This window comes from Streptomyces sp. WP-1 (genome assembly GCF_030450125.1).
Classification (GTDB): Bacteria; Actinomycetota; Actinomycetes; order Streptomycetales; family Streptomycetaceae; genus Streptomyces; species Streptomyces incarnatus.
In genome coordinates, this window is sequence record NZ_CP123923.1 from 5,454,242 (window position 1) to 5,480,325 (window position 26,084).

A 26,084-nucleotide genomic window follows, 5' to 3' on the forward strand; every position below is an offset into this window, starting at 1 on the left:
GTCCCACAATGGATCCATGAGGATCTCGGCACGGGCGGATTACGCGGTACGGGCGGTACTGGAGCTGGCCGTACGGCAGGGTAACGGCCCGGTGAAGGCAGAGGAAATCGCGGCCGCGCAGGGGATCCCGCACAAGTTCCTGGAGGGGATCCTCGGCGATCTGCGGCGCGCCGGGATCGTGGACAGCCGGCGCGGCGGGGGCGGCGGTTACCGGCTTGCCCGCGAGGCCGCGGCGATCACCGTGGCCGACGTCGTCCGGGGCGTGGACGGCCCGATCGTCTCCGTGCGCGGCGAACGCCCGACGGGCCTCACCTACACCGGCACCGCCGAACCCCTGCTCCCGCTGTGGATCGCCCTGCGCGCGGGCGTCCGCCGCATCCTGGAGGGTGTGACGGTCGCGGACCTGGCGTCGGGCACGCTGCCGGACCCGGTCCGGACGCTGGCGGCGGAACCGGCGGCGTGGGAGAACCCGTAGACCGCCGACCGATGCACGGAGCCCGTCCGGTCATGTCCCCTTTGAGCCGCGGGGCCGCTCACCGCGGCCCGTGCCCCTCGGGCGGACGTAGGGCCCCGGGGCCGGTGTGAGACGCCCCCCGGTGATGAGGGAACCGGCCTGCTTCAGGCCGCGGACGCGGATGCTCACCTCATAGCCGACGATGTCCGGGATCGACGCGATCTGCCGGGTCAGGAAGCGGTAGAGGTCGTCGGTGTCACGGCAGATGGCGATGGCCATGATGTTGTGCGGTCCGCTGATGGCACCGGCGAAGGCGATCTGGTCGTGCCGGGCGATCTCCTCGCCGACCGCCTCCAGCCGGTGCGGCGGGACCCGGAGCCAGAGCGTGGCGTGGAGATGGTGCCCGAGCGGTTCGGAGAGCAGGTCCACGTCGTAGGCGAGGGTGCCGGACTCCTCCAGCGCCGCCAAGCGGCGCAGGACCCGGCCCTTGCTCCAGCCCGTCTCGGCGGCCAGCCGGGCATGGGTGGCGCGGCCGTCCTCGGCGAGCGCGGCGAGCAGCGGCCGGTCCTCGTCCGTGATCTCCCGGTACGGCCCCGACGGGGGCGCGGTGCCGGCGGTCAGCAGCGCCTGCTGCTCCGCCGTCAGACGGCCGCCGTAGCCGTTCCATTCGGCGGACAGCCCGGTGCCGAAGTCGTGCAGGATCATGTCGATGTGCAGGTTCAGCACGGCCGAGGTGCGGGGGAGTTCCTTCAGGAGAACGGTGTCCCCGGAGTCGCCCGCCGAGGAGCGCAGCAGGCAGATGATCTCCGAGCCGCCCGAGGCGAGCCGTGCGAACGACACCTCGGGGCGGCGGACCAGGGCCTCGGCCAGCGCCCCCACCCGGTCGGGCCGGCAGGCGATCCGGGCGACCCACTCGACCTGCCCGTACGAGGCGGGCACGACCCGGCCGTGGACGCGGACCACACCGCTGCGCACCAGCGCCTGGTAGCGGCGGGCGACGGTCTGCTCCGAAGCGCCCACGGCCTCGGCGATCCGGGCGAAAGGGGCGCGCGCCGAGCACTGGAGGGCGCGGATGATCTGTCGGTCCAGGGCGTCGGGCATGAGTGGATCGTCCCATGGACGGGTGAGGTATGGAGGTTTTGGACCGGGCGGAGGGGTCCGTTTGGAGCACGGTCCGGCGGTCGCCGAGGGTGAGGGGCGTACCAATGGAAAGGACGCGTGTTCCCATGCGTAAGTGGCTGCCCCTCCTGGCGGTCTGTCTCGGCTCGTTCATGCTGCTGATCGACGTCACCATCGTGAATGTCGCCCTCCCCGACATGTCCCTCGCCCTGCACAGCACGTTCGCCTCGCTGCAATGGGTGATCGACGCCTACGCCCTGGCCCTCGCCGTGGTGCTGCTCGGCGTGGGAGCGCTCGCCGACCTGACCGGGCACCGGCGCGTCTACCTGGGCGGCCTCGTGGCCTTCGCGCTCGCCTCCGCGGTGTGCGGCGCGGCGCCGAACCCGGGCCTGCTGATCGCGGCCCGTGCCGTGCAGGGGCTCGGGGGCGCGGCGATGTTCGCGACCGCCTTCCCGCTCCTGAACGCCTCCTACCAGGGGCGCGACCGGGGCACCGCGTACGGCGTGTGGGGCGCGGTCTCCGGCGCCGCCGCCGCGGTCGGCCCCGTCCTCGGCGGTCTGCTCACCGAGGCCGTCGACTGGCGGTGGATCTTCTACGTCAACATCCCGATCAGTGTGGTGGCGGTCCTGCTGGCCGTGAAGGCCCTGTCCGCGGACCGGCCCACGTCCGGGCGCCGCCCCGACTGGACGGGAACCGTGCTGTTCACCGTGGCCGCCGCGGCCCTCGTCCTCGGGGTGATCCGCGCCCAGGAGCACGGCTGGACCTCCGGCGCGGTCCTGGGCCTGTTCGCCCTCGCCGTCGTCGCCTTCGTCGTCTTCCTGGTCGTCCAGGCCCGCTCGCCGCACGCGATGCTCGACCTGTCCCTGTTCCGCAGCCGCTCGTTCACCGGGATCATGATCGCGTCGCTGACGGTGAACGTCGCGGCGTTCGCGATGCTCGCCTACACGTCGATCTGGCTGCAGTCCCTGCTCGGCCTGACGCCGCTGGAGGCGGGCCTGACCGGACTGCCGCTGTCCGTGGCCTCGTTCTTCACCTCGCTGGTCGTCGGCCGCTTCCTGCACGGCGTCCGCCCGCAGCTGCTGATAGGCGTGGGCATGGTGCTGATCGGCGCCGGCGCGCTGGCCGAGAGCCTGCTGATCGGCGCGGGCTCCGACTGGACGGCACTGATCGTCGGCTACGCGGTGATCGGCGTCGGGGTCGGCGCCACGCTGCCCACGCTGGGCTCCTCGGCGACCGCGGCGGTGGGCTGGCAGCGGGCGGGCATGGCCGCGGGCGCGACCAACAGCGCGCGCCAGCTGGGCCACGCCATCGGCATCGCCGTCCTCGGCAGCGTCTTCGCGTCCTCGTCGGCCGCGTGGCTCACCGACCACCACGTCCGGGGCGGCGCCGCCCTCGGCCGGGCCCTCTCCGGGGGCGGCGCGGGCCACGTCCTGGCCGCGACCCCGCCCGCGGGGCGCGCCGAGCTGGCCGACGCCCTGCACGGCGCCGCGGCCCACGCCCTGCGGGCCGGCTTCACCGTCGCCGGGGTGGTGGGCCTGGCCGCCGGACTCCTGGCCCTGCTCCTGATGCGCCCCCAGCGGGTCGCCCCGGCGGTGGAACAACCCCCGGTCCCCGCCCACGCCTGACCGGGCCGGTACACGGCGTACCGCCCGACTCGTCTGCCCCCAGGCACCTGACCTGCGATATCGCAGGTCAGGTGCCTTTTCTCGCGGAATCGTGGGCGTCGCCTCACTCCTGTGCGGTCCTCGAATGCCTGCCGATCCGGGGGCCGAGCTCCGGTGACGCCTCAGGAGTGGCGACAGTTCGGCGCGGGGAAACAGGAGCGGTTCGCCGTCCGTGTCCGGAGCGCAGTGGGTCAGGCGATCCGGTGCTCCCAGCGCAGGGAGGGGGCCTGGTCGATCCAGTACCGGTGGGACGCGGGCGTCACGCGGAGCCGTACGGAGTCGATCTCCGGAGCCCCGGCGTCCCGCCAGGCGACGAGGGAACGTTCCACGTCGTCCCACAGGGCCATCGGGCCGCCTTGGCGGACGGCCCAGTTCTCGCCGTCGAGGAAGAACTCGGCGAACGACTCCCTCTCCGGATCGAACAGGTACCGCAAGGGCGACCCGTCACCGTCCGTCGCGCGGACGAACTGAGCGCCCGGCGCCGCCAACTGCGCAAGGAAGGCGGGCATCCACTCCTCCAGGACAAGAGGAGGCACCCGAGTGCGCCGCTCGCTGTCCGCGTACGCGGTCCGGGCGGAGAGATCGCCGGCCACGGGGGCCACTGCCTGGGCTCGCGCCTGCATGAAGGAGGAGCGCCCGACGATCGAGCCCTCGGCGGTGCCGTCATCGCCGACGGCCAGTTTCGCGAGGCCGGTTCCCCACGGCCACGAGCCGACCGTGCCGAGGACGACGCCTCCGGGTCTCGTCTGCCTGATCCACGCGTACGGGATGCGGCGGACCGCGCAGGTGGCGATGACCCGGTCGTAGGGTGCCCGGTACGGGTGGCCGAGCAGCCCGTCGCCCGTCACCGTCCACGTCGAGAAGCCGGCGGCTTCGAGAGCGGCATCGGCGCGCGCGGCCACCTGTGCGTCGACCTCGACCGTGGCGACGTTGTCCTCGCCGAGGTAGTGGCACAGCAGGGCCGTGGAGTAGCCGGTGCCTGTGCCGATCTCCAGGACTCGGTGGCCCGTCGCGAGGTCCAGGTTCTCGATCATGCCGACGACGGTGGCCGGGTCGGTCGAGGAGGACGTGGGCACGCCTATGACGGGTCCGTCGGCCTGGTCGGCGGTGAGGTGGCCGTCGAGCTGGGTGGTGAGGGTGTCGACGCTGTACGCGGTCTTCACCCACTCGTCCGGGTCCGTGTCGGCGGCGGTGACGGGCCGCCAGGTCCGCCCCTCGTCCAGGAAGACTCCGGGGCGGAGGAACCGCTCACGGGAGACGGCCTCGACGGCCGCACGCAGCCATGGGGATTTCAGGACACCTTCGTCCATGAGCACGGTCACCATGCGACGCCGCTCGGATGCCGGGTCGGTCATCGGCGGTCTCCTTGTACGAGTAGGTCGGCGAAGGCGCTGGACATCGGAAGGCCGGTCTCGGTCTCCAGCCACCCCCACTGTCCGTTGGGATTCAGCTCCAGCCACCAGTAGTCCCCCGCGCGGTCGACCGCGAGGTCGAAGCTTCCCGATACCAGATCCAGTCGGTCCAGGTAGGCGTGCAGCGCCTTGGCCACACGGTCGGGAAGGTGCTCCACGGTGTAGGTCAGCGCGCTGTAGTCCTTGCGCCAGTCCAAGAGGTCGGAGTCGATGCGTACGGCGAACGTATGCCGGCCTACGAGCAGCACGCGGACATCGGCGACCTTGTCTACACGGGCTTGGAACAAATGGGGGGCGAACCGGACGCTGTCGTCGATCTCGTCGGCGGTGACTGGGTCCGCCCAGCCAGTCACCGGCACGCGGTCACGCGTGTAGGGGGTCCATCGCAGTGTCTTGAAGATCGACTGCTCCTGAGCGCGGACGAACTCGCGCGCTTCGTCCGGGTCGTTGGTGACAAGGGTGGGCGGGATGGTGAAGCCGAGTTGCTGGGCGAGAACGAGCTGCGCGGGTTTGTAGTCGGCTGCGGCGACGCGCAGGGGGTGGTTGACCCAGAGCGGGCCGCTCAGGGCGTAGAGGGTGCCACCGAGTCCGTAGCGGACCTGCGCTGCCGCGAACCGGGAGTCGTCAGGGGACAGGTGGGGAAACGTGGGCCATTCCGGGCGGCGCCAGTACACCGAGCGGACTTGGGTCACATCAGCGGTTCTCGACGGGGTGCGCACCTGCCCAACCACCGGTGTCGGGCAGGTGCCGAACCGAGCCGAGACCGTGAGGTCCTCGCCGATGTCGGCGAGGTTGAACCGGACCACCGGCACATCGCGCCGGTTGAGTTCGGTGATCACCATGTCGGCGGTGATGTCGTCCGCCTCGGTGGCCACCAGAACCGGCTTCTCCTCGGTCATGGCCATCAGTCCTGATTGCTGTCCTGGTCGTGCCCTTGGTCGTTCTTCGAGTCCGAGTTCGTCGTCGTGGAGGTCTCGGTACCGGAGCTGGTGCCGTGCTTGCCCATCTCGACCACCTGCCCGACGCGGTCGCGGAACACCCCGAGCTGCGTTGAGGGGTCGATGGCGACCGTGGCGTGGGGTCGGCGGATGACCGTCGGGTAGGGCGCGAGTCGGCCCGCACCCCACGGCCTCGTGGGGGAGGGAAGTGCGACAGAGGTGGTCATGAGACTCCTTGGGGTGAAGGGTGTGGTGCGGGAAACCGTCTCCGTCGGTGTGTGACGGAGCCCGGCTCGGCGCACCCCACTGGGGTTGTACGTCCGGCCACTGGCGCCAGGGTCCTGCGGGGGAGTCCGGAGGGGGCCTTCGGCCTCCGAGTGGCGTGTGACCAGTGAACGACGATCCGTTACCTTCCCCCAGAGCGAACCTCGCGCAATACCCGGGCGTTTTCCAGGCGTTGGCGGGTGGCGAGCATGAGTGCGTGAAAGGGTTCTCGTGAGGGGAGACCTAGAGACCTATGACGTCGCGGCGTAAGCACTTGGCGGAACGGCGCGCGGCCCGAGGTTACTCGCAGGAGGAATTCGCAGAAGCGCTCTTGGTGGCCGCGTCCACCGTGGTCCGTTGGGAAAGCGGTCGTGCCACCCCGCGTCCCCATCAACGGCCCAAGATCGCAGAGTTGTTGGGAGTGGCCCTCCCCGAGCTGGAAGCCCTTTTCTCCGACGAACAGCCGGCCGAGACAGCCGGGCTCTCCGCCGCTCCCCCCCTCCTCCATGGTGATGATGACGACATGAAGCGCCGCGAAGTCCTGGGTCTGCTCGCCGTCACGGGTGCGCTGGTCGCTCTTCCCGATTCCGGTGAGACCTCCCGAGGGCGGGCGGCGTCGACACTCTTGGAGACGGGGGACGCCCTGCATCGCAGCCTCTGGCAGGTCTACGCGCTGTCGGACTCCAAGCAGGTTGTGTTCCCCGCGGTGCGCGCACAACTCGATGTGATGGCGAAGGGACTGACCGAGACCCGTACCGCTGTGGATCGGTCCCGACTGTGTCGGATGACGGCCGACCTCTACCAGCTCGTCGGTGAGCTGTTCTTCGACACCAACCGTTACACCGACGCCGCGCAGTGCTACACGCTGGCCGCCAACGCGGCCTACGCCGGTGGCGACCACGATTTGTGGGCCTGTGCCATGACCCGCCACGCGTACGTCGAGCTGTACGCGCGCCGCGCGCACGCTGCCCAACCCCTGCTCGCGGCGGCGCTCCGCGTTGCTCGGAGGGGCGACGGCACTCTTTCCACCCGGCACTGGATCGCGGCCGTCCAGGCACAGGTGTACGCGGCCGTGGGCGATCTCGACGCGTGCAGAAGGGCTCTGGATGAAGCGGGGAAGGTGCAAGGTCTCGACGGCGCTCACTCCCACAACGGGGGCTGGCTCCGCTTCGACGGCTCCCGCCTGGCCGAGGAGAGAGGGGCCTGCTACCTCCAGCTGGGCCGCCCTGATCTCGCCGAGGAAGCGCTCACCGCGGCCCTTGCCCAGCCTCTGTCCCTGCGTCGCCGCGCCGCTGTTCTGAGCGACCTCGCCGTGCTCGGGGCGCACAGGCGGGACGTCGACCAGGTCGTGCACTACGCGGAGCAAGCACTCGGACTGGCCGACCGGTCGAATTCGGGATTCATCGGCAAGAAGCTGGACGGGCTTCGGGGGCGTCTTGCCCCGCTCATGTCCGATGACCGAGTCTCGACTCTTGATCACCGAATCGCGGCGCTTCCGCGCACCGCATGACGAGAGGGACACGTGCATGAATGACGGCCGGATCTTCCGCGAGGCGTGGATCGACGGTGTGAACAAGCACTATCCCGGCGATCCGAAGCCCGGCTATGTCACGCCGTGGGACGAGACGCCCGCGTGGGAGCGCGAAGCCGCCACCGCCGTGTACGGGCAGGTGCGCGACTTCATCAAGGTCAGTGGCGGGCATGCGGCCCGGCTCTCCCGCGAGCAGAAGGGCCGGTTCGTCGCGATCTGCTGGACCGCTCAGATGTTCAGGCACTTCGAAGACCCGAAGCCTGGGTATGTTGCCGACTGGTCCGACCTGCCGGTCTGGCAGCGGGAGACGGACGCGGACATCTTCGAACGCATCGAGGGGACCGTCTGATCTCAGGAACGACGACGTCCCCGTCCGGGGCGATCCGGGCGGGGACGTCTTGTCACAGGTCATAGCGTTGCGTTGCCCGTTCCCGGCGGACGACCTTTTCGCCCGCGCCGACGCACTAACTCCGCGCCCCGGCGTAGGCGACGAACGCCGACCAGGTGGTGGGGGTGAGGGCGAGTTGGGGGCCCTGTTTGGCTTTGGAGTCGCGGATGTGGATGGTGGCGGGGGTGGTGGCGACTTCGATGCAGTTGTCGCCGGACGCGCTGCTGTAGCTGGACTTGCGCCAGTTCAGGGCGACTTCGACGCAGTCGCCGTCGCCGCTGCTGCTGTAACTGCTCTTGAACCAGTTCATGGGTTCCCTCGCATCCGCTGCAACAGGCTCCGTGAGTATTCCGGGGAGAGAGCCTGCGAACGCATCCTGGCATACCGTTGGTGAAGGATGCTGATCTCCTTGGCGTCCGATACGAGGATCCCGCCACGCTGCCCTTCGCAGTAGGCGAACCACTTGTGCTTCGGGGTCTCCAGCAACTGCATGGGACCGGCGAGACCGGCGTGCGATGCGCGGGCAGTCGGCATGATCTGGATCTCGACGTTCCGTAGCTCGCTGACCTCCAGGATGTGGTCGATGACTTCCCGGGTGACGTCCGGCCCGCCCGTGCCCCGATGGAAGACATGCTCCTCCAGGATGAAGTTGAACGCCGTGTTCGGGCGCTCCCACAGCAACTGCTGGCGCTTGGCGCGGGCGAGCCACTGCTCTTCGATCTGGCTGTCGCTCAGCGGCGGAAGCTGCTCGGTGAACAACACCCGCGCATACCGCTCCGTCTGCAAGAGCCCCGGCACCATCCTGGACTCGTACGTGTAGAGCGTGATGGCCACTTGCTCCAGCATCGCCCAGCGGCGGAACCAGGAAGCCAGTCCAGGCTCGCGCTCAAGATGCTCGGCGGCTCGTCGGAAGGCGCCCGTGTTGCCGAGCGCCGCCTCCGCCGCCTCGATGAAGTCGGGGTCGGGCATACGCCTGCCCAACTCGATCGAGGCGATCGTGTGCTTGGAGTACCCCACGAGTTCCCCAAGTTCCTCTCGGGTGAGCCCGTGATACTCGCGGAGCGCTTGAAGCACCGCTCCGAACGTGCGCAGACTTACCGACGACTCCGGCTCACCGCCGCTTCCCGTAGCCATGCGACCGATGGTCACGCCCCGTCATGAGTACTGTCCAGTCCGTGACCGCGTACGCCCCCGCAGCGTACACGCGTCACCCCTGGTGAACCCCCCTCCCCGCGCCCCACATTGGGCGCATGACAGCACTCCCGGTCATCACCCCCACACTCGTCCAACGCCTCAGCTCCACCCCCCGCGGCGCACGCCTCGCGCGGCGGCTCGCCGTGGCGCAGTTGGATGCCTGGGGGTTCGCCCATGACAGTCGGACCACCGAGGCCGTCGCCCTGGTCGTCGCCGAACTCGCCGCCAACGCCGTCACCCACGGCCGCGTGCCGGGGCGGGACTTCGAGCTGCGGCTCGCCCGGGACGCGGACGGTATCCGGATCGAGGTGAGCGACACCCGGTCGGAGCGTCAGCCGCCCGGCCCCGAAAACGTGACCTCACCCTCCCCGCTCGCCGAGTCCGGGCGCGGGCTGCTGCTCGTGGACGCGGTGGCGCGGCGGTGGGAGGTGGTGGACCGGGAGCCGCCGCCCGGCAAGACCGTGCGGGCCGTCGTCGCCGTACCGGCGCCTTTCGAGAATGCTTTCGATCCCGCATCGAACATTCACAGCGGTGCCTAGGAACGTGACGCGCGTCGACCCTGGTCTTCCCGGCGTCATGGACTACTGCCTCCCGTGCCGACGGCACCTCAACGGCGCCCTGGTCTGCCCGGGGTGCGGAACACCGGCCGACCGAATACCCGGTCCGGTGGCGGTGGAGCCGGAACGCGGGGAGCCCGAACAACGTCCGGTGGAAGGGCGCCCGGAAGGGGAGCCCGCAGGGGGAAGGGCGGAGCGGCGGGGGCGTAGGGCCGCCGCGCACCGGCGGCGGCGTCGCCGTACCGTCCTCCTCGCCGCCGGCTTCCTGCTCGCGGCCGGCGGCCTCGGCTTCGCCGGACTCGGCACGGACGCGCCGCTGCCCTTCACCGGCGGCGGCACGGCCACCGTCAAGGACACCTCGACCGGCGACCACGACGGCGACAGCTCCAGCCCCTCGGGCCGTACGACCGCCCCGCCCCGGGGCACCGACGTCTCGGCGACCTCCGGGGCGACGGCCTCCGCGAGCGGGTCCCCCTCCGCGGGGGCCACCGGCTCCGGCTCCCCCTCCGCCACCGGTACGACGAAGCCGCCACCCCCCGCCACCACCGCCCCCGGCTCACCCGTCACCGCCCCCACCGCCCCGCCCACGACGCGGCCGACCGCCGCCCCCCCCACCACCGCCCCCGCGACCTCCGCACCGCCCCCGGCTCCGTCCCCGACCCGCACCTGCGACCGCTTCCTGTGGTGGTGCGCCTGATCAGGGCCGCCGGAATTGCGCCTCTCCCATGCCATCGGCCGTTCGGGGCATCGATGACACCGAAGGGCCTTCAGGGCGGTTGAGTCGTTACAGGGACAGGTTCTGAAGGAGAACGGATGACGCAGGACATCGCCGTGCACGGCACGGTCGCCGAGGGGTTCGAGGCGGTACACGAGGAATTCGCCGGGTTAGTCGCCGGCGAACGGGACGACTACGAGGGCCAGTTGTGCGCCTATGTGCGCGGGCGATGCGTGGTGGACCTGTGGGCGGGGGAGACCGGCACCGGTGACGCGCTGTACGGCGTGTTCTCGGCCACCAAGGGCGCGGCCCACCTGGTCACGGCGCTGCTGGTGCAGGACGGCACGCTGGAACTGGACCGCAAAGTCACGTACTACTGGCCCGAGTTCGGGGCCGAGGGCAAGGGCGAGCTGACCCTGCGGGACCTGCTCGCGCACCGGGCCGGACTCGTCGGCACCGACGCCGGGTTCACCCGCGCCGAACTGGCGGACGACCGTGCGATCGCCGAACACCTCGCCGACCAGCGCCCGTTCTGGCGCCCGGGAGCCGCGTTCGGCTACCACGCCCTGGTCATCGGCGCGTTGACGGGCGAGGTGGTGCGCCGGGCGACCGGCCGTACGATCCAGGACCTGTACGAGGACCGGGTCCGCGCCCCCTACGGGCTGGACTTCTACCTGGGCCTCCCCGCCACCGCAGACCCCCGCTTCCGCGCCGCCCAGCCGCTGCTCCCCGCCCCCGGGCAGCAGGCGCTCATCGACGCCTCCCCGCGCGGCCCGCACACCCTGGAGGCGATCGCCTTCAACCGGCACGGCGCCGAACCGACCGACCTGGAGCGGCTGTACGAGGACCCGCTGATCCGCGCCAAGGGCCCCGCCTCGGCGGGCGGCATCGCCTCCGCGCGGGGGCTCGCGCGGATGTACGCGGCGATGATCGGGGAGGTCGACGGCAAGGCGCCGCTGCTGAAGGCGGACACCGTCGCCGAGTTCGGCCGGATCCACTCCGCCGGCTACGACCTCGTGACCCGCGACCACCGTTCCTTCGGCCTCGGCTTCCAGGCCACCGCCGACCTCTGGCACCCCTTCCTGGGCGCCGGTTCCGTGGGCCACAGCGGCGCCAACGGCACCCAGGCGTTCGCCGACCCGCACGCCGCCCTGGCGTACGGGTACACCCGGCGACGGTTCACCTTCCCGCACGGGGCGGCGCCGGAGAACGACCGGCTGGTGCGGGCGGTGCATCGGGCGGCGACGGCCGCCGGGTGACGGCCCCACCGGGTGGGGACACGCCTCCCCACCCAGCGGCCCGGCGCGCCGGGGGCTACGGCTTGACGACCATCTTCCCCGTGTTGTCACCGCGCAGCAGTCCCAGGAACGCCTCCACGGTGTTCTCGATGCCGTCCACCACGGTCTCGCGGTGCTTCAGCCGCCCCGAGGCCACCCACGGCCCGACCTCCCGCACGAACTGCGGCTGGAGATCGCGGTGGTCGTTGACGAGGAAGCCCTCGATCCGGCCCCGCGTCTGGATCAGCCGCGCCAGGTTGCGCGGGCCGGGCGCGGGCTCGGTGTCGTTGTAGACCGAGATCATGCCGCAGACGGCGATCCGGCCGCCCTCCCGCAGCGAGCCGATCGCCGCCTCCAGGTGGTCCCCGCCGACGTTGTCGAAGTACACGTCGATCCCGTCGGGCGCGGCCTCGCGCAGCTGCTTCGACACCGGGCCGTTCTTGTAGTTGAAGGCCGCGTCGAAGCCGTACTCCTCCACCAGCAGCCGCACCTTCTCGTCCGACCCGGCCGAGCCGATCACCCGCGAGGCCCCCTTGAGCTTCGCGATCTGCCCCACCTGGCTGCCGACGGCCCCCGCGGCGCCGGACACGAACACGATGTCGCCCTCCTTGAAGGAGGCGGTGCGCAGCAGGCCCGCGTACGCGGTCAGGCCGGTCATGCCGAGCACGCCGAGGTACGCCGACAGGGGCGCCGCCTCCGGGTCGACCTTGACGGCGTGCCGCGCGTCCAGCACGGCGTACTCGCGCCAGCCGAGGAAGTGCAGCACATGGTCGCCGGCGGCGATCCCCTCGGCGCGGGACTCGATCACCTCGCCGACCGCGCCGCCCTGCATGACCTTGCCCAGCTCGAACGGGTCTACGTACGACTTCGCGGCACTCATCCGGCCCCGCATGTACGGGTCCACGGAGAGGTACGTGTTCCGTACCAGGATCTGGCCCTCGCCCGGGGTCGGGACGGGCGTCTCCACGAGCGCGAAGTCCTCGGGCTTCGGCCAGCCGACGGGGCGGCTGAGCAGGTGCCATTCGCGGTTGATCTCGGTCGTCATCGCGGCGGTGCCTTTCATTTATTTCATCACCTGAAACAATGGTTAGGCTGAATATTTCAGGTTGTCAAGTAACAGGGTAGGCTGGACGGCATGGCACCACCGCATCCCCGCCGTCCGGACCAGCTGACCATGGACGTCGTCGAACTGATCGCCGAGGTCGTGGCGCGCTACCACGCGGACTACGACGAGGCGGCGGCCGAGCACGCGCTGACCGGCGCGCAGGCCAAGCTCCTCAGCCTGCTGTCCCTCGGGCCGCTGCCCATGCGCAAGCTCGCGCAGAAGCTGAAGTGCGAGCCGTCGAACGTGACGGGGATCGTGGACCGCCTGGAGGCCCGGGGCCTGGCCGAGCGCCGCCCGGACCCCGCCGACCGCCGGATCAAGATGGCCGCGGCCACGGAGGAGGGGCTGCGGGTGGCCCGGGACCTGCGGGAGGGGCTGCACTTCGCGCGGGAGCCGCTGGCGGGGCTGTCGGCGGACGAGCGGGCGACCCTGCGGGATCTGCTGCGGCGCATGCTCGGCACGTAAGGTTTCCGCCATGCGTGATCTGGGGGCGGGATTCAAGTACCTGGTCGAGGGCCAGCGGTGGGTGGCCCGGCACGGCCGGCAGTACGGCGTCGCCCTGCTGCCCGGCCTGATAGCACTGGTCCTCTATGTGGCCGCGCTGGTCGCGCTGGCGATATGGGGCGAGGACGCGGTGACGTGGGCCACGCCCTTCGCGGACCGCTGGTCGAGCCCCTGGGGCGCGCTGTTCCGGGGCTTCCTGACGGCCGTGCTGTTCGCCCTGGGACTGCTCCTCGCGGTGCTCACGTTCACCGCCGTGACCCTGGTGATCGGGCAGCCGTTCTACGACAGCCTCTCCGAGCGGGTCGACGCCTGCGAGTCGCCCGACGGTACGGCCCCCCGATCCGGGCTCACCTTCTGGCGGGAGCTGTGGCTGTCGGCCCGCGACAGCGTCCGCGTCCTGATCCGGGCGACGCTGTGGGGCGTCCTGCTCTTCGCGCTCGGCCTGCTGCCGTTCGTCGGCCAGACGGTGATCCCGGTGCTGGGCTTCTTCGTGACGGGCTTCTTCCTCGCCGAGGAGCTGACCTCCATCCCCTTGCAGCGCCGGGGCCTCGACCTGCGCACCCGCCTCACCCTGCTGCGCTCCCGCCGCCTGCTGGTCTGGGGCTACGGCACCCCGCTCGGCCTCGCCTTCCTGGTCCCCTTCGTCGCCGTCTTCCTGATGCCGGGCGCGGTGGCCGGCGCGACCCTGCTGGCGCGGGACCTGCTGGGGGAGGAGTCCGGGCCGGCGGAACCCGAGCCCGCCGCCCAGGAACGGACACCGGACCGCTGACCCCACCCGCACGTCCGCACGTCCCGCGGCGGACCGACGGGCCACGAGCGCGAGCGAGACCGTGCGGTGCACGACCCGAACCGGCCCGCCGCACAAGGGACTTCAGGCGGGTGTCGTCCGGAAGCGGCGGCGGTATTCCGTCGGGGTGGTGTCGAGCCGGCGGCGGAAGGACCGGACGAGCGTGTCCAGGGTGCCGAACCCGCAGGCCGCGGCGACGCGTTCGAGGGTGGCGTCGGTGGACTCCAGCTGATGGCGGGCGCGTTCGACGCGTACCGACTCGATGTAGGCGTGCGGGGTCGTGCCCAGCTCGTTCTTGAAGATCCGGGTCAGCTGCCGGTCGCTGATGTGGGCGTGCTCGGCGAGCTGGGTGACGGTCAGCGGCTCGGCGATATGGCGCAGGATGTAGTGGCGCAGGTCCTCGATCCGCCGGGTCGTGGACGTCTGCTCCAGCGGCACGCTGAACTGGCTCTGCCCGCTGGGCCGTTTCAGGTACATCACCAGCTGCCGGGCGACCCGTAGCGCGACGGCCTCGCCGAGGTCGTCGGCGATCAGCGCGAGCGACAGGTCCAGGCAGGCGCTGATACCGGCGCCGGTCCACACATCGCCCTGGCGGATGAAGATCGGGTCGGCGTCGACCTCGACGTCCGGATGGTCGGCGGCGAGCTGCTGCGCGGTCGACCAGTGCGTGGTGGCCCGCTTGCCGTCGAGGAGCCCGGCGGCGGCGAGGATGTGCGCCCCGACGCACACCGAGGTCATCCTCCGGGTGCGCGCGGCGAGCTGCCGTACGCGCCGTACGACCACCGGGTCCACCGTCGGCCGCAGCCGGCCGCCGCCGTCGGCCGCGACGGCTCCCGGCACGATCACGGTGTCGATGCTCCGGGACGCCAGCGCGTCGAAGGTGACATCGGGCAGCACCCGGACCCCGGCGGCCGTGACCACCGGGTCCATGGTCTCGGCCGCGAGCACGACGTCGTACGCCGCGGCCTCCTCCGACTCCCGGCGGGCGAGATGGAAGACCTCCGGCGGTCCCGTGACATCGAGCAGGTCCACCTGGTCGAAGAGGACGATCACGATCAGCTGGTCGACGGTGTGCACAGGCCCCCCGGGCAACGGAATACGACGGTGTCGGTTTCTGCATGCTAGACGTCATTGCCGACGTATGGGGCGGGGCCATAACGTCAAGGCACAGGCCGCCGCACCGGCGCGCCGCCTCCCAACTCCCGATCCCCCCCCAGGTGGTTTGCCATGCCCAGAACGACTCTGCGTCAGCTCAACGGCTTCGACGAGACGCCCCCGAAGCTCGCCGACTCCACGCTGGTCCTGATCGACTACCAGAACACCTACACCACCGGTGTGATGGAGCTGGACGGCTGGCAGCCCGCCCTGGACGCGGCCGCCCGGCTGCTGGAGCGGGCCCGCCGGGAAGGCGCCCGGGTCATCCACGTCGTCAACGACGGCGGCGAGGGCACCCCCTACGACATCCGCGCCGAGATCGGGCAGATCCACCCGAGCGTCGCCCCGGCCGACGGCGAGTCCGTCGTCGTCAAGCAGGCCCCCGACGCCTTCCACGGCACCGACCTGGGCCGGCTGGTGGACGAGGCCGGCCGCGGTGACCTGGTCGTCGCCGGCTTCATGACCCACATGTGCGTCGCCTTCACCGCCCAGGGCGCCTTCCTGCGCGGCAACCGCCCCACCGTGGTCGCCGACGCCTGCGCCACCCGCGCGCTGCCGGTCGCGGGCAAGGAGGTGGACGCCCACGGCGTGCACCTCAGCGCCCTGGCCACCATCGCCGACCTGTACGGGGTCGTCGTAGCCGGTCAGGAGGACATCGGCTGATGAACGCGACCCGCCGTACCGCCGCGCTCGGCATCGCCGCCCTCCTGACGGCCACGCTCGCCGCCTGCGGCTCCGACTCGGACTCCGCCTCCCCCAAGAAGGAGTCCGCCGCGCCCGCCGCCCACGCGAACGTGGCCAAGGACACCACGACGCTGCGCAAGCTCAACGGCCTCGGTGAGACCCCGGCCACGCTCTCCGACGCGACGCTCATCCTGGTCGACTACCAGAACACCTACACCGACGGTGTGATGGAACTCGACGGCTGGAAGCCGGCCCTGGCCAACGCCAAGGCCCTGCTGAACCGGGCCCGCGCGGCGGGCACACCGGTCATCCACATCGTGGACAAGGGCTACGACCTCAAGTCCAGGGCCGGGCAGATCGTCCCGGAGCTCAAGCCCGCCAAGGGCGAGCCGGTGGTCGAGAAGAGCGTCCCCGACGGCTTCCACGGCACCGACCTCGCCCAGAAGGTGAAGCAGGCCGGGCGCAAGAACGTCATCGTCGCCGGCTTCATGACCAACATGTGCGTCCTGTTCACCACCCAGGGCGCGTTCCTCGCCGGCTACCACCCGACCGTCGTCGCCGACGCCTCGGCCACCCGGCCGCTGCCGCTGAAGGGCGACCCCGAGGGCATCCCCGCGCGACAGGTCCACGAGGCCGCCCTCGCCACGGTCCAGGACCTCTACGGGGTCGTCGTACCCACGCAGAAGTCCCTGACCTGAGCCGACCCGGCCTGCACCGGGCCGCTGAGGCCCGGTCCGGTCCGACCCGGTGAGGCATCCGCAGCCGGGGCCGCGGCGACGCCCATGGCCCCGGCGACTCCCCTCTCGCCGGCGCACCACCCCCCGAGAACTCCCCCCACATCTTTCCCCCCACCCCACAGGAGCACCACCACTCATCACGGAAAGACGGGGCATGACCACTCGCAGAGGATTTCTGGGGACCGTTTCCGCAGTAGGCGCAGCCACCCTCCTCATGGAGACCCAGGCGGCCGCCGGCGCGTCGGCCGCGACCGGCGCGGCCGGTGCGACCGACGAGAAGGCCGCACGGGACGCGATACGCAATGTCAACGCCGGGATGCGTGCCAACTACGCGTCCCTCAAGTCCGAACTGACCAAGCACCTCAGCCCGGTCGTCGTCGTGCAGAACAACGCCGTCGGCGGGCGCTTCACCCTGATCGACAAGGGGGTGCAGGTCGAGACGGTGGACCCGGTGCCGGAGTACTTCGAACTGGCCAAGTCCATCGCCCACGTACCCCTCGGCGTCTACTCGGTCATCGCCGCCTATCTCAGCGACAAGGTGCCGAACATCGCCAACTCCGAGCGCATCGACCCGCACGACCTGGACATGGTCGCCTTCAAGCCCGCGGGCGACACCGGCTGGATCACCCCGCTGACCGCCTTCCGCGCCACGCTCGGCACGGCCCGCACCAAGCTGCCGACGGCCAACCTCCCCGCCGACCTGACGGCCTCCAGCAACAAGATCCTCACCGAGGCCATCAAGTTCATCGACACCGCCGTCGGCGCCAAGTCCTTCGACATGGTGGCCTTCAACCGGTTCGCCGCCACCGTGTACCCGTCCATCCGCGTCAACATGACCGCCGCGGCCACCGCGCAGATCACCGGGATCGAGGCGCTGATGAAGCGCTGGCGGGCGCGGATCGGCGAGCAGGCGTGGAGCGACCTGTACGTCATGGTGCTGTCGATCTGGACCACCGCCGAACTCAACCAGGCGTCCATCATCATCCGGCGCACCATGAACCAGGCCAAGGTGAACACCCACCTCATCGACCTGCCGACCGCACAGACCCCCGCCGACCCGATCGGCGTGGCCCTGGAGAACCTGGCCCGCATCGTCCAGGACAACGTGGCCGCCGAGATGGTCTTCAACGCCGCCCTCGACGTCGCGGACGCGCTCAAGGGCAAGGAGGACCTGCTCTCGAAGGAGATCCTCCAGCAGATCGGCGGCACGGCACCCGCGCACACCGCCGCCTTCGGCGCCGCCGCGGCCGGAACCTGCCCGATCACCGGGCGGACCGCCACGGCGTGAGCACCGGTGTCCCCCGGCCCGCGCCGGCCGGGGGACACCCGTGGCACCGTCAGCGCGCGGAGAAGCCGTACACCGTCTGCGAGCGGTACACCTCGCCGGGGCGCAGCACCGTGGACGGGAAGTCCGGGTGGTTCGGGGAGTCCGGGAAGTGCTGGGTCTCCAGGGCGATCCCGTCGCAGGGGGCGAAGGGCGCGGGCAGGTGGTCGCCGGTGTAGAGCTGGAGACCGGGTTCGGTCGTGGAGACGGTGAGGGTACGGCCGGACGACGGGTCGTGCAGCTCGGCGACCTCCTCGGGCGCGGTCGTGACCCCCTTGTCGAGCACGAAGTTGTGGTCGTAGCCCGTGCCCACCTTGCGCGCGCCGCGGAAGTCGAAGCGCGAGCCGGCCACCTCGCGCAGCTCGCCCGTGGGGATCAGGTCCTCGCCGGTCGGCGTCAACCGGGAGGCGGCGAGCCGCAGTTCGTGCCCGGCCGCCGAACCCGTCCCGGAACCGGCGAGGTTGAAGTAGCCGTGGCTGGTGAGCGCGACCACCGTCGGGGCGTCCGTCGTCGCCTCGTACGCGATCCGCAGGGCGCCGTCGGCGTCCAGCGTGTACGTCACCGCCACGTCCAGCCGGCCGGGGAAACCCTCCTCGCCGTGCGGACTCACCCGGGCCAGCCGCACCCCGTGCGCGACGCCCGTCGCCTCCCACACCCGCTTGTCGAACCCCCGCGCACCTCCGTGCAGCAGATGGGGCCCCTCGTTCGGCTCCAGGGCGTACACCGCGTCGTCCAGCGGGAACCGCGCCCCCGCGAGCCGGTTGGCGTACCGCCCGACCAGCGCGCCCAGGTACGGCTCCGGGTGCGCGAGATAGCCGTCGAGACCCGCGAACCCGAGCACCACGTCCGCCGTCCGGCCCTCCCGGTCCGGCACCTCCACCGAGCGCACGATCCCGCCGTACGTCAGAACCTCCACCCGCGTCCCGCCCCGCTGAAGCGTCCAGCGGTGGACCTCGGTGCCGTCGGGAAGTGTGCCGAAGAGTTCGCTCATGCCGGAACCCTAGGTGACCGGCGCGGTCGTCTATAGCGTGCCGTGCATGCGACCCGTCACCGTGTCGACCGAGGTTCCGTACCCGCCCGCGCAGGTCCATGACTTCCTCGAAGTGATGGCCCATCACGAGCGGTTCACCGACCACTACCTGACCGACTGGCGCTACAGCGGCCCGAGCCGGGGCTTCGGCGCCCGCGCCACCGTCACCGCCGCCCTGGGCGGCACCCGGACCGATGTCAGCATCGAGGTCATCAACTCCGAACCGCCGCACCGCGTCGTCGAGCACAACGTCAGCGCCGCCGGCCGCCGCCAGGCCCACGGCACGTACACCATCGCCCCGCTCCCGGACGGCGCCGGCAGCCGGGTCTCCTTCACCTGCACCTGGCTGTGCGCGCCGCTGCCCGAACGCCTGCTGGCCCCCGTCGTCCGCGCCGCGATGCGCCGCGCCAACCGGACGGTCATGCGCCGCCTGGCCGCCGAACTCGCCCGGCACGCGAGCGAGGACGGGGGCGGAGGCAGGGACGGGGGCGGGGGCGGGGGAGTCACGCCACCGGACCGGCGGCCGTGACCGTCCGGTAGGCGATCGACGCCAGCCGGGCCTGGCCGTCCTTGCTGGGGTGGAACCAGTCCCAGTGGCTGAGCTGGTCGGTGTCGAAGCGGTAGTCGTACACCGCGTCGCCGTCGAAGCGGCAGCGGCGGTCGGCGGCGCAGACCTCCTTCAGCACCTTGTTGTAGGCCACCACCCGGTCCTCGACCTGGTCGCGCCGGTGCTCGGCCGCCTCGCCCAGGTCGTCGGCGTCGCCCAGCATCGAGGGGCAGATGCCGAGCTTCCAGACCTCCTTGCCCAGCGGATTGCCCCGGCCCTGCTCCCAGAGCCGCTTCAGGTTCGGCACGCTCGCGACGTACACCTGCGTCTTCGGGGCGGTCGCGCGCAGGGTGCGCAGGGCCTCCTCGAAGTCCGCGCGGAACCCGGCGACCGGGGTCATCGCCCGGGTGGAGGAGCGGCAGGCGTCGTTCGCGCCGACCATCACGGTGACCAGTTCCGGGTCGCGACTCGCCGCATCCGCCATCTGCTGCGAAAGATCCGCCATCCGGGCGCCCGTCATCGCGTAGTTCCAGCTGTGCGTGGCCGCGCCCGCCGCGCCCAGGAGCCGTACCGCCAGGCTCTCCACCGCGGCGTCGCTGCCCGTCGCCCAGGACACCTCGGGGCAGTCCGACAGCACCGTGCACGCGTCGAAGCCGCGGGTGATGGAGTCGCCGACGGCGGCGACCGAGGCCGGACTGCGGTTCCACACCGGCGCCTGTGCGGCCCGGGTCCCGGTGCCCCGGGCCGTGGGCGAACCCTGGGCGTCGCACCCGGCGACGCCCAGCACGGTGGCCGCCGCCACGGCCAGGGCGGGCCGCGCCCACTGGCTTCGCTTCCGCATGCCCGCTGTTCTCCTCGCTCGAAGTCGGGTGCCTTCCCCCATATCAACGTGCGAGGGTTCCCGGCGCCGGGTCCGCTGGAACGAACGGGGCCCGTACAAGCGTCCCACTGGGTGAATGGTGAAGGATTCCTGGCACCGGGACCGACGGTACGTCACACTCCTTGCCCCGCCGCAAGGTAGCCTCGCCATCAGCGCGGCCGTGGTGCCACAGCCGCCGGCAAGCCAGCAAGATGTCCCGCTCAGCCCGGAGGTTCCGGTGACGACCCGTGGAGTTCTGTACGTGCACTCCGCGCCGCGCGCGCTGTGCCCGCACGTCGAGTGGGCCATCGCCGGGGTGCTCGGCACGCGCGTCAACCTCGACTGGATCCGGCAGCCCGCCGCGCCCGGCACCTGGCGCTCCGAGTTCTCCTGGCAGGGCCGGCCCGGCACCGCCTCCAAGCTCGCCTCCGCGCTGCGCGGCTGGCATCTGCTGCGCTTCGAGGTCACCGCGGAGCCCTGCGCCACCGCCGAGGGCGAGCGCTACAGCTGCACCCCCGACCTGGGCATCTTCCACGCCGTCACCGGTATCCACGGCGACATCCTCATCCCCGAGGACCGCCTGCGCGCCGCCCTCACCCGCTCCCAGCGCGAGGAGACGGACCTGGAGGCCGAGATCGCCAAGCTGCTCGGCAAGCCGTGGGACGACGAACTGGAGCCGTTCCGGTACGCCGGGGAGGGCGCGCCGGTGCGCTGGCTGCACCAGGTGGTCTGAGTCCCGGTACGGCCGCGCGGTTCGTCCCCGGGCACGGGAAAGGGCCCCCACCGGCTGGTGGGGGCCCTTCCCTGTGCGTACTCAGATGGTGCGGAACGCCAGCACCACGTTGTGGCCGCCGAACCCGAACGAGTCGTTCAGCGCGGCGATCCGGCCCTCCGGCAGCTGCCGGGCCTCGCCGACCACGATGTCCGCGTTGACCTCGGGGTCGAGGTCCTTCATGTTGATCGTCGGGGGCGCCGTACGGTTCACCAGCGCCAGGATCGACGCCACCGTCTCGATGCCGCCGGCGCCACCGAGCAGGTGACCGGTCATCGACTTGGTCGCGGAGATCGCCATGTGCTCGACGTCGTCGCCGAACACCTTCCACAGCGCCTTGATCTCGGCGACATCACCCTGCGGGGTGGACGTGGCGTGCGCGTTGACGTGCACGACCTCGGCCGGCTTCAGATCCGTGTTGTCCAGCAGGTTCTGGAGCGCGTGCGCGATGCCGTTGCCCGAGGGCTCCGGCTGCGTGATGTGGTGGCTGTCGGCGGAGATGCCCTGGCCGACCGCCTCCACGTAGATCCGGGCGCCGCGAGCCTTCGCGTGCTCCTCGGACTCCAGGATGATCACACCGGCGCCCTCGCCGAGCACGAAGCCGTCGCGGCCCGTGTCGAAGGGCCGGGACGCGCCCGAGGGGTCGTCGTTGTTCTTGGACATCGCCATCATGTTGCCGAACGCGGCGATGGGCAGCGGGTGGATCGCGGCCTCGGTGCCACCGGCGATGACGACGTCCGCACGCCCGGTGCGGATCATCTCGATCGCGTACCCGATGGCCTCGGCGCCGGAGGCGCAGGCCGACACGGGGGTGTGCACGCCGGCGCGCGCGCCCAGGTCGATACCGACGTTGGCCGCCGGGGAGTTGGGCATGAGCATCGGCACGGTGTGCGGGGAGACGCGGCGTACGCCCTTCTCCCGCAGCACGTCGTACTGGTCGAGCAGCGTCGTCACACCGCCGATGCCGGAGGCGATCACGGTGCCGAGGCGGTCGGGGTTGACGGACGCGTCCTCGCCGGCCCGGGCGGTGAAGCCGGCGTCCTTCCACGCCTCGCGCGCGGCGATCAGCGCGAACTGCGCCGAGCGGTCGAGCTTGCGGGCCTGCGGCCGGGGGATGATCTCACCCGGCTCGACGGCGATACGGGCGGCGATGCGGACCGGGAGGTCCGCCGCCCACTCCTCCTCCAGGAGGCGGACACCGGACTCGCCGGCGACCAGGGCCTCCCAGAACGAGGCTGCGTCGCCACCCAGCGGTGTGGTTGCGCCGATACCGGTGACGACCACGGTGCGATTGGTCGGGCTCACGGGAATTCTCTCTCCAACGGATGCGGGAATCTACGGCGCCACCGCCGGGTGGCGGGGCCTTGCCAGCCTGACGGCCTCGCGGCCTGACGGCCGTAGGGCCTTCAGCGGATGGCTCAGGCCTGGTGCTTGAGGATGTAGTCGGTCGCGTCGCCGACGGTCTTGAGGTTCTTGACGTCCTCGTCCGGGATCTTCACGTCGAAGCGCTCCTCGGCGGCGACGACGACCTCGACCATGGACAGCGAGTCGACGTCCAGGTCGTCGGTGAAGGACTTGTCCACCTGGACGTCCTCAACCGGGATGCCGGCGATCTCGTTGACGATTTCGGCGAGACCTTCGACGATCTCTTCCTGAGTGGCGGCCATGTCAGGCGCTCCTTCTTCGATGTTCCAGACGGTTTGTGGCATTTACCCCCCACCGGATCGCATGATCCGGCACGGAGTGCCTAGGGGAGGGTAACGACCGTGGCGGCGTAGACGAGACCCGCCCCGAATCCGATGACGAGCGCGGTGTCACCGCTCTTCGCCTCCCCGGTCGCCAGGAGCCGCTCCATGGCGAGCGGGATCGAGGCGGCCGAGGTGTTGCCGGTGGTGCGGATGTCACGGGCGACCGTGACATGCTCCGGCAGCTTGAGAGTCTTCACCATCGAGTCGATGATCCGCACATTGGCCTGGTGCGGGATGAAGACATCCAGGTCTTCCGAGGTGATCCCGGCCGCGTCCAGCGCCTGCTGGGCGACCTTCGCCATCTCGAACACGGCCCAGCGGAACACCGCTTGGCCCTCCTGCGTGATCGCGGGGAACTTGATGTTTCCCTCGCTGTCCAGCGGAAGCTCGTTGACGTCGCCCACGTGGAACCGGTCCCACGAGACGGTCTGCTTGATGGTCTCGGACTTGTCGCCCTCGGAGCCCCACACGGTCGGGCCGATGGCCGGCTCCGTGGCGGGCCCGACGACGACCGCGCCGGCGCCGTCGCCGAACAGGAAGGCCGTGGCCCGGTCCTCCAGGTCGGTCAGGTCGCTGAGCCGCTCCACGCCGATCACCACGACGTACTCGGCGGAGCCCTCCACGACCATGCCCTTGGCCAGGGTGAGGCCGTAGCCGAAGCCCGCGCAGCCGGCCGAGATGTCGAAGGCGGCCGCCTTCTCGGTGCCGAGCTGGTCGGCGATCGAGGTGGCGATGGCCGGGGTCTGGGCGAAGTGCGACACCGTCGACACGACGACCGCGCCGACCTGCGAGGCGTCGATACCGGCGTCGGCGATCGCCTTGCCGGCCGCCTCGACCGACATCGCGGCCACCGTCTCCTCGGGGCCCGCCCAGTGCCGGGTCTCGATGCCGGAGCGGGAGCGGATCCACTCGTCGGACGAGTCGATCTTCTCCAGGATCACCTCGTTGGGCACCACCCGGGTCGGGCGGTAGCCGCCGACACCGAGGATGCGCGCGTACGGGGCGCCCTTGCTGGGCTTGATCTTCGCCATCTACGGCTCCTTAGGCGTCAGGCGTCAGGCGTCGACGTGCTCGGTGATGAGCGCACGGGCCGCGTCGAGGTCGTCGGGGGTCTTCAGGGCCAGCGTCCTGACGCCGGGCAGTGCCCGCTTGGCCAGTCCGGTGAGCGTGCCGCCGGGGCACACCTCGATGAGCGCGGTGACGCCCAGCTCCTTGAACGTCTCCATGCACAGGTCCCAGCGCACCGGGTTGGCCACCTGGCCGACCAGGCGCTCCAGCACCTCGGCGCCGGACGTGACGGACGCGCCGTCCTTGTTGGAGACGTAGGGGACCTCGGGGTCGGCGGGCGCGAGGCCGGCGGCGGCTTCGGCCAGCGTCGCGACCGCGGGGGCCATGTGCCGGGTGTGGAAGGCGCCGGCCACCTTCAGCGGGACGACCTTGCGCACGCCCTCGGGCTTGTCCTCGTTCAGCACCGCCAGCTGCTCCAGCGTGCCCGCCGCGACGATCTGCCCCGCGCCGTTGATGTTCGCCGGCGTCAGGCCCAGCTTCTCCAGGTGCGCGAGGGAGGTCTCGGGGTCGCCGCCGAGCAGCGCCGACATGCCGGTCCCGGTGATCGCGGCGGCGTCCGCCATGGCGAGGCCACGGGTGCGGACCAGCTTCAGGGCCGCGGCGTCCGGCAGCACGCCCGCGAAGACGGCCGCGGTGATCTCGCCGACGCTGTGCCCGGCCACCGCGCCCGGCGCGATCTCCGACATGGCACCCAGTGCCGCGGCGGACAGGATCCCGGCGGCGACCAGCAGCGGCTGCGCCACGGCGGTGTCCCGGATCGCGTCGGCGTCGGCCTGGGTTCCGTAATGCACCAGGTCGAGACCGATGGCGTCCGACCACGCGGCGACACGGTCGGCGGCGCCGGGGAGTTCGAGCCAGGGGGTCAGGAAGCCGGGCGTCTGGGCGCCCTGGCCGGGAGCGACGAGTACGAGCACTCTCACACTCTCTCTTGGGTACGGGCACGGCCGCCCGTGGGGACAGGGACGAAGAACACGAAGGGCTTTTGTTGACCTCCGACAAAACCCTATGCCTGGGGGTCACCGTCGGCCAGGCGCCCCAGGATGAGCGCGATCCGCAGCGTGAACGCGGATCGTACATCCGAAGGCGACCACCCGGTGACGTCTGTCACACGTCGGAGCCGGTAGCGCACGGTGTTCGGGTGAACGAAGAGCATGCGCGCCGCGCCCTCCAGGCTGCTCGCCTGCTCCAGGTAGACACTCAGGGTTTCCAGGAGCGCCGATCCGGCCTCTCCCAGTGGTCTGTAGATCTCCTCCACCAACTGCTCACGGGCGCTCGGATCGCCCGCGATCGCGCGCTCCGGCAGCAGATCGTCCGCCAGCACGGGCCGCGGCGCGTCCTGCCACGCCGTGCACGCCTTCAGCCCGGCCGCGGCGGCCTGCGCGGACCGGGTGGCGGCCAGCAGGTCCGGTACGACGGGACCGGCGACCACCGGACCCGCCGCGTACGGCCCGATCAGAGACTTCGCCACCGCGAGCGGGTTGGGGCTGCCGCCCGCGATCACCACGAGGCGGTTCCCGAGCACGCCGGTGAGCACCTGGAGCTTGGCGTGCCGCGCGGCCCGCCGGATCGCCTCCACGGTCAGCTCGCTGTCCCCGTCCGGGGCGGTGCCGAGGACGACGCACACATGCTCGGGGGAGTTCCAGCCCAGCGCGGCGGCCCGGCTGACGGCGCCCTCGTCGGCCTCGCCGCTGAGCACGGCGTTGACCACCAGCGACTCCAGGCGCGCGTCCCAGGCACCGCGTGCCTCGGCGGCCTGGGCGTACACCTGGGCGGTCGCGAAGGCGATCTCCCGCGCGTACACCAGCAGCGCCTCGCGCAGCACGCGCTCGTCGCCCGGGGCGGCCACCTCGTCGATGGCGCTCTCCATGACCTCGATGGTGGTGCGCACCATCTCCACGGTCTGCCGCAGCGTGATCGCCCGGGTCAGCTCGCGCGGCGCGGTCCCGAAGACGTCCGTGGAGATCGCCTGGGGGGTGTCCGGGTGCCGGAACCACTCGGTGAACGCCGCGATGCCCGCCTGGGCGACCAGTCCGATCCAGGACCGGTTCTCCGGGGGCATCGCCCGGTACCACGGCAGGGTCTCGTCCATCCGCGCGATGGCCTGGGCGGCGAGACTCCCGGAGGACTTCTCCAGCCGTTTCAGGGTCGCGGCGTGCGTATGGACGAAGGATGCTGCGGGGTCACCAGGGTGGGATTCGGGTTCGGGCACGGGGACAAGAGTGCCTTATCAGGACGGGACCATGCGTCGCCG

29 protein-coding genes are annotated in these 26,084 nt (G+C 71.3%); 14 read left to right on the forward strand and 15 right to left on the reverse strand.

What is annotated here, in order from left to right; genetic code table 11:
• The first annotated feature begins 16 nt into the window (after positions 1 to 16).
• Positions 17 to 475, forward strand: a complete 459-nt coding sequence (locus QHG49_RS24020) for an Rrf2 family transcriptional regulator (protein WP_301491235.1) — start codon at positions 17 to 19, stop codon at positions 473 to 475.
• Positions 476 to 505: 30 nt separating this feature from the next.
• On the opposite strand, the gene QHG49_RS24025 is transcribed toward QHG49_RS24020, so the two are convergent.
• Positions 506 to 1,555: an Lrp/AsnC family transcriptional regulator gene (locus QHG49_RS24025; RefSeq protein ID WP_145488376.1), complete on the reverse strand. Its 1,050-nt coding sequence runs from the start codon at positions 1,553 to 1,555 to the stop codon at positions 506 to 508.
• Between the two features lie 125 nt (positions 1,556 to 1,680).
• Here QHG49_RS24025 and QHG49_RS24030 point away from each other — a divergent pair, with 125 nt between their 5' ends.
• A complete protein-coding gene (locus tag QHG49_RS24030; protein ID WP_301491237.1) occupies positions 1,681 to 3,198 on the forward strand; it encodes a DHA2 family efflux MFS transporter permease subunit in 1,518 nt (505 codons plus the stop codon).
• Positions 3,199 to 3,428: 230 nt separating this feature from the next.
• Here the strand turns inward: QHG49_RS24030 and tgmC are convergent, their stop codons facing one another.
• The 3 genes from tgmC to tgmA are packed head-to-tail and all read right to left on the reverse strand — an operon-like array spanning position 3,429 to position 5,814.
• Positions 3,429 to 4,592, reverse strand: coding sequence for an ATP-grasp peptide maturase system methyltransferase (gene tgmC, locus QHG49_RS24035; RefSeq protein WP_301491238.1), 1,164 nt, complete (start codon positions 4,590 to 4,592; stop codon positions 3,429 to 3,431).
• Complete coding sequence (gene tgmB, locus QHG49_RS24040; RefSeq protein WP_301491240.1) at positions 4,589 to 5,548, reverse strand: ATP-grasp ribosomal peptide maturase; 960 nt, start codon at positions 5,546 to 5,548, stop codon at positions 4,589 to 4,591. The genes tgmC and tgmB overlap by 4 nt, the downstream gene beginning before the upstream one ends.
• A gap of 5 nt (positions 5,549 to 5,553) precedes the next feature.
• A complete protein-coding gene (gene tgmA, locus QHG49_RS24045) occupies positions 5,554 to 5,814 on the reverse strand; it encodes a putative ATP-grasp-modified RiPP (protein WP_159701107.1) in 261 nt (86 codons plus the stop codon).
• Between the two features lie 290 nt (positions 5,815 to 6,104).
• Here tgmA and QHG49_RS24050 point away from each other — a divergent pair, with 290 nt between their 5' ends.
• Together QHG49_RS24050 and QHG49_RS24055 are read left to right on the forward strand one after the other, a co-directional pair.
• Positions 6,105 to 7,361: a helix-turn-helix transcriptional regulator gene (locus tag QHG49_RS24050; RefSeq protein WP_159701104.1), complete on the forward strand. Its 1,257-nt coding sequence runs from the start codon at positions 6,105 to 6,107 to the stop codon at positions 7,359 to 7,361.
• Between the two features lie 16 nt (positions 7,362 to 7,377).
• The gene (locus QHG49_RS24055) at positions 7,378 to 7,731 is read left to right on the forward strand and encodes a hypothetical protein (protein ID WP_301492904.1); all 354 of its coding nucleotides are present in this window, start codon (positions 7,378 to 7,380) and stop codon (positions 7,729 to 7,731) included.
• 115 nt (positions 7,732 to 7,846) lie between these two features.
• Here QHG49_RS24055 and QHG49_RS24060 read toward each other — a convergent pair whose 3' ends face one another.
• Both QHG49_RS24060 and QHG49_RS24065 read right to left on the reverse strand, forming a co-directional pair.
• Entirely contained in the window at positions 7,847 to 8,080 is a 234-nt protein-coding gene (locus QHG49_RS24060; RefSeq protein WP_301491244.1) for a DUF397 domain-containing protein, read from the reverse strand.
• Positions 8,077 to 8,904 carry a helix-turn-helix transcriptional regulator gene (locus QHG49_RS24065; protein WP_161217354.1) on the reverse strand — a complete coding sequence of 276 codons (828 nt, stop codon included), beginning with the start codon at positions 8,902 to 8,904 and terminating at the stop codon, positions 8,077 to 8,079. The genes QHG49_RS24060 and QHG49_RS24065 overlap by 4 nt, the downstream gene beginning before the upstream one ends.
• Positions 8,905 to 9,020: 116 nt before the next feature.
• On the opposite strand from QHG49_RS24065, the gene QHG49_RS24070 reads away from it, so the two are divergent.
• The 3 genes from QHG49_RS24070 (at position 9,021) to QHG49_RS24080 (ending at position 11,495) form a co-directional block, all read left to right on the forward strand.
• Complete coding sequence (locus QHG49_RS24070) at positions 9,021 to 9,503, forward strand: ATP-binding protein (protein ID WP_301491245.1); 483 nt, start codon at positions 9,021 to 9,023, stop codon at positions 9,501 to 9,503.
• A gap of 169 nt (positions 9,504 to 9,672) precedes the next feature.
• Positions 9,673 to 10,218 carry a hypothetical protein gene (locus QHG49_RS24075; RefSeq protein ID WP_301491247.1) on the forward strand — a complete coding sequence of 182 codons (546 nt, stop codon included), beginning with the start codon at positions 9,673 to 9,675 and terminating at the stop codon, positions 10,216 to 10,218.
• A 116-nt stretch (positions 10,219 to 10,334) separates the two neighbouring features.
• On the forward strand, positions 10,335 to 11,495 hold the full coding sequence (locus QHG49_RS24080; RefSeq protein ID WP_159701086.1) for a serine hydrolase: 1,161 nt from the start codon (positions 10,335 to 10,337) through the stop codon (positions 11,493 to 11,495).
• Between the two features lie 55 nt (positions 11,496 to 11,550).
• Here the strand turns inward: QHG49_RS24080 and QHG49_RS24085 are convergent, their stop codons facing one another.
• Positions 11,551 to 12,576 carry an NADP-dependent oxidoreductase gene (locus QHG49_RS24085; RefSeq protein WP_236576272.1) on the reverse strand — a complete coding sequence of 342 codons (1,026 nt, stop codon included), beginning with the start codon at positions 12,574 to 12,576 and terminating at the stop codon, positions 11,551 to 11,553.
• 72 nt (positions 12,577 to 12,648) lie between these two features.
• On the opposite strand from QHG49_RS24085, the gene QHG49_RS24090 reads away from it, so the two are divergent.
• Both QHG49_RS24090 and QHG49_RS24095 read left to right on the forward strand, forming a co-directional pair.
• Positions 12,649 to 13,083: a MarR family winged helix-turn-helix transcriptional regulator gene (locus tag QHG49_RS24090; protein WP_145485155.1), complete on the forward strand. Its 435-nt coding sequence runs from the start codon at positions 12,649 to 12,651 to the stop codon at positions 13,081 to 13,083.
• A gap of 10 nt (positions 13,084 to 13,093) precedes the next feature.
• Entirely contained in the window at positions 13,094 to 13,891 is a 798-nt protein-coding gene (locus QHG49_RS24095) for an EI24 domain-containing protein (protein ID WP_301491249.1), read from the forward strand.
• Positions 13,892 to 13,993: 102 nt separating this feature from the next.
• Here QHG49_RS24095 and QHG49_RS24100 read toward each other — a convergent pair whose 3' ends face one another.
• Positions 13,994 to 14,986, reverse strand: coding sequence for a GlxA family transcriptional regulator (locus QHG49_RS24100; RefSeq protein ID WP_159701080.1), 993 nt, complete (start codon positions 14,984 to 14,986; stop codon positions 13,994 to 13,996).
• Positions 14,987 to 15,136: 150 nt separating this feature from the next.
• Here QHG49_RS24100 and QHG49_RS24105 point away from each other — a divergent pair, with 150 nt between their 5' ends.
• The 3 genes from QHG49_RS24105 to QHG49_RS24115 all read left to right on the forward strand — a co-directional run bounded on the left by QHG49_RS24105 (position 15,137) and on the right by QHG49_RS24115 (position 17,773).
• A complete protein-coding gene (locus tag QHG49_RS24105; protein ID WP_145485152.1) occupies positions 15,137 to 15,727 on the forward strand; it encodes a cysteine hydrolase family protein in 591 nt (196 codons plus the stop codon).
• The gene (locus tag QHG49_RS24110) at positions 15,727 to 16,446 is read left to right on the forward strand and encodes a cysteine hydrolase family protein (RefSeq protein ID WP_159701077.1); all 720 of its coding nucleotides are present in this window, start codon (positions 15,727 to 15,729) and stop codon (positions 16,444 to 16,446) included. The genes QHG49_RS24105 and QHG49_RS24110 overlap by 1 nt, the downstream gene beginning before the upstream one ends.
• Before the next feature lie 253 nt (positions 16,447 to 16,699).
• Positions 16,700 to 17,773 (forward strand): hypothetical protein, encoded by a 1,074-nt coding sequence (locus QHG49_RS24115; protein ID WP_236576271.1) that lies wholly within the window; start codon positions 16,700 to 16,702, stop codon positions 17,771 to 17,773.
• Between the two features lie 49 nt (positions 17,774 to 17,822).
• On the opposite strand, the gene QHG49_RS24120 is transcribed toward QHG49_RS24115, so the two are convergent.
• Positions 17,823 to 18,800: an aldose epimerase family protein gene (locus QHG49_RS24120; RefSeq protein ID WP_301491250.1), complete on the reverse strand. Its 978-nt coding sequence runs from the start codon at positions 18,798 to 18,800 to the stop codon at positions 17,823 to 17,825.
• A 46-nt stretch (positions 18,801 to 18,846) separates the two neighbouring features.
• Between QHG49_RS24120 and QHG49_RS24125 the strand changes: the two genes are divergently transcribed.
• On the forward strand, positions 18,847 to 19,368 hold the full coding sequence (locus tag QHG49_RS24125) for an SRPBCC family protein (RefSeq protein WP_301491252.1): 522 nt from the start codon (positions 18,847 to 18,849) through the stop codon (positions 19,366 to 19,368).
• On the opposite strand, the gene QHG49_RS24130 is transcribed toward QHG49_RS24125, so the two are convergent.
• The gene (locus tag QHG49_RS24130) at positions 19,343 to 20,227 is read right to left on the reverse strand and encodes an SGNH/GDSL hydrolase family protein (RefSeq protein ID WP_159701068.1); all 885 of its coding nucleotides are present in this window, start codon (positions 20,225 to 20,227) and stop codon (positions 19,343 to 19,345) included. The two genes, QHG49_RS24125 and QHG49_RS24130, sit on opposite strands and share 26 nt — an antisense overlap.
• Positions 20,228 to 20,483: 256 nt before the next feature.
• Between QHG49_RS24130 and QHG49_RS24135 the strand changes: the two genes are divergently transcribed.
• Positions 20,484 to 20,978, forward strand: coding sequence for a DUF3145 domain-containing protein (locus QHG49_RS24135; RefSeq protein ID WP_037661510.1), 495 nt, complete (start codon positions 20,484 to 20,486; stop codon positions 20,976 to 20,978).
• 81 nt (positions 20,979 to 21,059) lie between these two features.
• Here the strand turns inward: QHG49_RS24135 and fabF are convergent, their stop codons facing one another.
• The 5 genes from fabF to fasR all read right to left on the reverse strand — a co-directional run bounded on the left by fabF (position 21,060) and on the right by fasR (position 26,042).
• On the reverse strand, positions 21,060 to 22,322 hold the full coding sequence (gene fabF, locus QHG49_RS24140; protein ID WP_145485148.1) for a beta-ketoacyl-ACP synthase II: 1,263 nt from the start codon (positions 22,320 to 22,322) through the stop codon (positions 21,060 to 21,062).
• Between the two features lie 113 nt (positions 22,323 to 22,435).
• Positions 22,436 to 22,684, reverse strand: a complete 249-nt coding sequence (locus tag QHG49_RS24145; protein WP_037661514.1) for an acyl carrier protein — start codon at positions 22,682 to 22,684, stop codon at positions 22,436 to 22,438.
• 80 nt (positions 22,685 to 22,764) lie between these two features.
• A complete protein-coding gene (locus QHG49_RS24150) occupies positions 22,765 to 23,796 on the reverse strand; it encodes a ketoacyl-ACP synthase III (protein ID WP_145485147.1) in 1,032 nt (343 codons plus the stop codon).
• A 24-nt stretch (positions 23,797 to 23,820) separates the two neighbouring features.
• Complete coding sequence (locus tag QHG49_RS24155) at positions 23,821 to 24,747, reverse strand: ACP S-malonyltransferase (RefSeq protein WP_145485146.1); 927 nt, start codon at positions 24,745 to 24,747, stop codon at positions 23,821 to 23,823.
• Positions 24,748 to 24,836: 89 nt separating this feature from the next.
• Entirely contained in the window at positions 24,837 to 26,042 is a 1,206-nt protein-coding gene (gene fasR / locus QHG49_RS24160; RefSeq protein ID WP_145485145.1) for a fatty acid biosynthesis transcriptional regulator FasR, read from the reverse strand.
• Positions 26,043 to 26,084: the final 42 nt, after the last annotated feature.